General features: G+C 50.9%; 1 protein-coding gene. It reads left to right on the top strand.

Translation table 11 applies throughout. The features are described 5' to 3' along the window. Positions 1-1608, top strand: a 1608-nt coding sequence (locus Q0314_RS03165) for a ribonucleoside-diphosphate reductase subunit alpha (RefSeq protein ID WP_298056424.1), incomplete at its 5' end; no start/stop codon positions are given. Positions 1609-1633: the final 25 nt, after the last annotated feature.

Genomic DNA, 1633 nt, shown 5'->3' with positions numbered 1-1633 from the left:
AGCATCGACGGACATAAAAACGCAGCCGGCGGCATCATCCCGTTTCTAAAAGTCACGAACGACATCGCCGTCGCCGTCGATCAGCTAGGCACGAGAAAGGGCGCGATAGCCGTCTACGTCGAGCCGTGGCACATGGACGTGAGCGATTTCCTCGATCTTCGCAAAAACTCGGGCGAGGAGCGCCGCAGAGCGCATGAGCTGTTCCCTGCGCTTTGGATAAACGACCTTTTCATGAAACGCGTCAAAGAAAACGCACGCTGGAGCCTATTTGACCCGGCAGAGGTCGCCGATCTGTGCGATCTATACGGCGATGAGTTCGAGGCTCGATACATAGCATACGAAAACGACGAAAAGATCCAAAAAAACGTCGTCATGGCAAAGGAACTGTGGAAGAAAATTTTAACTAGCTATTTTGAATCGGGCATGCCGTTTTTGTGCTTTAAAGATAACGCAAACAAAGCCAATCCAAACGACCACGACGGCATCATCAGAAGCTCAAATTTATGCACCGAAATTTTCCAAAATACGCAACCAAACTACTACAAGATCAAGATCACGTTTGATAACGGCTCCGAGCGGCTATTTGACGAAGAAGAAGACGTCACGGTCGATAGCGGTATAACCAAAAAAGCCAAAAAACTAAGCGCACTCGATAGCATCGACGGCGAGCAAATTTTCATCGTCGAAAAAGAAAGCGTCGAGGGCAAAACCGCCGTGTGCAACCTCGCGAGTATAAATTTAAGCAAAATCAACAAAAAAGAGGACATCGAGCGCGTCGTGCCGATCGCCGTACGCATGCTAGATAACGTCATCGATCTAAATTTCTACCCGCACAAAAAAGTCAAACACACCAACCTAGCATCCCGCTCGATCGGCCTTGGCGTTATGGGCGAGGCGCAGATGCTAGCCGAGCGCGGCGTGAAATGGGGCAGCTACGAGCACCTAGCGCTCATCGATAGCGTGATGGAAAACATAAGCTACAACGCCATCTACGCCAGCTCAAATTTGGCAGTAGAAAAGGGCGTTTATCCACTCTTTGAAGGCTCAAAGTGGAGCAGGGGAGTGATGCCTATCGACACGGCAAACGCAAACGCCAAAGCGCTTCTAAACGACAGAGGCGGGCTGTTTGACGAGAACGCCTGCGACTGGAGCAAACTGCGCGAAAAGGTCAAAAAAGACGGTATGCGAAACGGCTATCTGATGGCGATCGCGCCGACGTCGAGCATCAGCATACTCGTAGGCACCACGCAGACGATCGAGCCCGTGTATAAGCGCAAGTGGTTCGAGCACAACCTAAGCGGTATGATACCAAACGTCGTGCCAAATCTCAGCCCTGAGACGTGGCAGTTCTACACGCCTGCCTATGAGCTAGATCAGCGCGTACTCGTGCGTGCCGGCGCCATCCGCCAAAAGTGGATCGACCAAGGCCAGAGCCTAAATATTTTCATGAGCCTAGACAAAGCTAGCGGCGGATATCTGAGCGAAATTTACACGCTAGCGTGGGAGCTGGGACTAAAATCGACCTACTATCTACGCTCCGAAAGCCCAGATAGCGAAAAGCTAAACAACGTCGCCGATCGCTCGATCGAGTGCGAGGGGTGTCAGTAAAAATCTAAAAGTAAAGCGAAAAAAT

This window comes from uncultured Campylobacter sp. (assembly GCF_938040115.1).
GTDB lineage: Bacteria > Campylobacterota > Campylobacteria > Campylobacterales > Campylobacteraceae > Campylobacter_A.
Note: the sequence above shows the minus strand (reverse complement) of the source record. Positions and strands in the feature narration are given on the sequence as shown.